The 3,701-nt window shown below is 43.6% G+C and carries 3 protein-coding genes; 1 reads left to right on the forward strand and 2 read right to left on the reverse strand.

The features are described from left to right. Both AB4496_RS10185 and AB4496_RS10190 read right to left on the reverse strand, forming a co-directional pair. A partial coding sequence (locus tag AB4496_RS10185) for a transcriptional regulator (RefSeq protein WP_372130911.1) occupies window positions 1–1,100 on the reverse strand: 1,100 nt, incomplete at its 3' end. Between the two features lie 82 nt (window positions 1,101–1,182). Continuing rightward, window positions 1,183–1,785, reverse strand: coding sequence for a YitT family protein (locus AB4496_RS10190; RefSeq protein WP_009847440.1), 603 nt, complete (start codon window positions 1,783–1,785; stop codon window positions 1,183–1,185). Window positions 1,786–2,132: 347 nt separating this feature from the next. Here AB4496_RS10190 and glyA point away from each other — a divergent pair, with 347 nt between their 5' ends. Continuing rightward, complete coding sequence (glyA, locus tag AB4496_RS10195) at window positions 2,133–3,383, forward strand: serine hydroxymethyltransferase (RefSeq protein ID WP_009847439.1); 1,251 nt, start codon at window positions 2,133–2,135, stop codon at window positions 3,381–3,383. The last annotated feature ends 318 nt before the right edge of the window (window positions 3,384–3,701 follow it).

Consider the following 3,701-nt stretch of genomic DNA (forward strand, 5'->3'; position numbering starts at 1 on the left):
AGCTTCTTCTGATCTGTTTCAAATAGCGCAAGTTGACGCGCAATCAGAGTCGACGTCATGGTATTGAGCTTGATGCCATCCAGCGCTATGGCTTTTCCACTTAGCAATTCGCTGACTTCGGCATTGTCGACTGACCATTCTGGTGGTAATGGTGCTGGCAGTGCAAAGTAGTTAGCTAGCTCTCGGTTGATCTCCATAAGGCTGCTGCTGATATTATTGACATCAATAGAGTAAACACCACCAAATGCGAGCTTCCCTGAGTTTGGGTAAATCAGGCTTATCTTTGCGATAAGGCGTTTGTCCACTTCTTGATCTTTGAGCTGAATGTTAAGCAGGTAATCACTGGTACGCATGTTCTTTGCGCCCGGAAAGAAGGGAGAGCTATCAATAGGGTCAAGGAAGTAGCTTGGCGCATCTTGGTTAGCAAGATCGGTGTAGGCGTATTCAATCTGCTGTTGAAGTAATAATGCTTTTACGACTTTTCGGTATTTTCTGGAATTATCACCAATGGCATCCAATCGATTCAGGAGGAGTTCGACCTTAGGAATCAATCGTTGGTCGCGTTCAACTTCGGAGGCTCGAGTCGAAGATTGCCAAAGCATATAACCCATTACCGCAGTGCTGATCAGCAAAGCCAAAGACACTACAACAAGCCAGGGGTTAACTGGATTGGAGGCAAATCCTTTTTGTCTGGTTGGAGGTTCTATTGTGGCATCATCCGCTGCGGTTTCAGGGGGAACCGTGGAAAAGCTAACCGAGCTAGGGTTAAGGAAGTAGCCCTTGCGCGGGTAAGTCACCAGTATTTTGGTCGCATCGCTATTAGGCAAATGTTTTTGAAGTATTGAACGTAAGGTACTGATTCGGTTTGTCAGAACATTTTTGGAAATGAAGCTACTTTGCCATATAGATTCAATAATGTACTCGGCAGAGAGCGGCTGACCAACGCTGGTAAGAAATAACTCTAAGAGCTCGATAGAACGAGGTTCTAAATCAATGACCTGCTCGTCGCAGCTAAAGACTCGTGTGTTGGGGTTGAATTCCAAACCTTCAATATAAATAGAGGCTTGTTGGTCTTTGGCGCTAGAGAGGTAATCTTGCATAGAAAAGGCGACGGTTTATAAAACCTAAATTCTAGCTGTTTTTGTTATTAAAAACAGCTAGTAATTCATAGGGGAATTGGTATTAAGACGCGTAATTCACCGAGTAGCGAGTTGGTTTGTGGTTCATTGCCAATACGATGTTCAATACTGCGGTGCCTAATACAGATACGGCAATCACCCAAGGTGATACAAAGAAGAAGGATGCAAACAGAATACAGGCATCAATGGCCATTTGGGTTTTGCCTACTGAGATACCGTAGCGATCTTGAATGAACAGACACAATACGTTGAAGCCACCCAAGCTCGAGCGATGACGGAACAAGATCAACATGCCTAAGCCCATTAATAAGCCGCCAGCGACTGCACAGTAAATTTCATTATGAACGTCTAACGAAATCACCAAGTATAAATGGTCGGCAAATACAGACACTAAAAATCCAGAGATGGCACTGCTTATTGCGAAGTGACGACCAAATCGTTTCCAAGCTAATAAATAGAATGGACAGTTGGCAACAAAGTACAAAATACCAAAGGTTACAGGTAAGAATTGACTCAAAAGCAGAGCCAAGCCAGTAGTACCACCGGTAAGCAGATTTGCTGACTGTAAAAAGAAGACGCCTAACGCCACTAAAAACGTGCCAGTAAGAATGGCTACCCAATCTTCTTTACGTGAGTGTTTTTCCATCGTTTTTATAATTACCTAACCAATAAAGGCGTGCATAGTAGAGAAAAACCTTAGCTTTCGGTAGCTTGAGGTGCAAAATTAAGGTAAACCTATGTAATCTGCGTTTTACAGGGTGTAAAGCGTAAAATTGACAGTAAGCGTCATCTTTGGTTGGATAAGCTCAATAACCATGATGAATCTTATTTGTGATTATGAAAAAACTGCATGATAAAATTGCAATTAGCTCTTTATGACCTAGATCAAATTATGTAGAATGCGTCACATCAAAACGGTGACGGAAACGTTTGCTTTCGGTCGTTGTGTGGTTTTTTTGAAACTTTCAGTACAATCTGAGTCAGGAGATACAGATGCTTAAGCGTGACATGAACATTGCTGATTACGATGCGGACCTATTCGCAGCTATCCAAGAAGAAACTCTTCGTCAGGAAGAGCACATCGAACTTATCGCTTCAGAAAACTACACAAGCCCACGTGTAATGGAAGCTCAAGGTTCTCAACTTACAAACAAATACGCTGAAGGCTACCCTGGTAAGCGTTACTACGGTGGTTGTGAGTTCGTAGATAAAGTTGAAACTCTAGCAATCGAACGTGCATGTGAACTGTTTGGCGCTCAATACGCGAACGTACAACCTCACTCAGGTTCTCAAGCAAACAACGCTGTATACATGGCACTACTGAATGCTGGCGATACTGTTCTAGGTATGAGCCTAGCGCACGGTGGTCACCTAACTCACGGTTCTCCAGTAAACTTCTCTGGTAAGCTTTACAACATCATCCCTTACGGTATCGATGAAGCAGGTCAAATCGATTACGAAGAGATGGAAGCGCTAGCTATCGAGCACAAACCTAAGATGATCATCGGTGGTTTCTCAGCTTACTCTCAAGTTTGTGATTGGGCGCGCATGCGTGAAATCGCTGACAAAGTAGGTGCTTACTTCTTCGTAGATATGGCGCACGTTGCTGGCCTTATCGCTGCAGGTGTTTACCCTAACCCAGTTCCACACGCTCACGTTGTTACAACAACAACGCACAAAACGCTTGCTGGTCCTCGTGGTGGTCTTATCCTTTCTAACGAAGGCGAAGATCTTTACAAGAAACTAAACTCAGCAGTATTCCCAGGTGGCCAAGGTGGCCCTCTAATGCACGTTATCGCTGGTAAAGCAGTAGCGTTCAAAGAAGCTCTAGAACCAGAGTTTAAAGAATACCAAGCTCGCGTAGTGGCTAACGCAAAAGCAATGGTTGCTGAATTCCTAGCTCGCGGTTACAACATCGTTTCAGGTTCTACAGAGAACCACCTGTTCCTAGTTGATCTAATCGACAAAGACATCACAGGTAAAGAAGCAGATGCAGCACTGGGTTCAGCTAACATCACAGTTAACAAGAACTCAGTACCAAACGATCCACGTAGCCCGTTCGTTACTTCTGGTATCCGTATCGGTTCTCCTTCTATCACTCGTCGCGGTTTCTCAGAAGCAGACGCGAAAGAGCTAGCAGGTTGGATGTGTGACATCCTAGATAACATGGGTGATGAGTCTGTTATCGAAGCAACTAAAGCGAAAGTACTAAATATCTGTAAGCGTCTACCTGTTTACGCATAATTTTTCTGCGTAGTAATTTGAACTTCGTTGTCGAGCATGCTCACTTACATCCGTAAGCTCCGCGTGCTCTCCTAGAATTTCAAACGACTACTTTGAAAAGTACTTTTAAAGGGGCTCATTGAGTCCCTTTTTGTTTTAGGGAAAGGTGCTGAAAACTCCGTGCCTTTTCCTTGAACTAAATCTATTTGATTGAAACATACGATTTGAAGGGCTCCTGTATTGGGGCCTTTTTTGTATCTGTAGGTATGAGATTTAGGTTATCTGAGAATACAGAAAGGCAGGTACTAAAAAGGGTTAATGCTTTCACATCAACCCTTT

The organism is Vibrio sp. 10N.222.46.A1 (assembly GCF_041473595.1).
Taxonomy (GTDB): domain Bacteria; phylum Pseudomonadota; class Gammaproteobacteria; order Enterobacterales; family Vibrionaceae; genus Vibrio; species Vibrio tasmaniensis_A.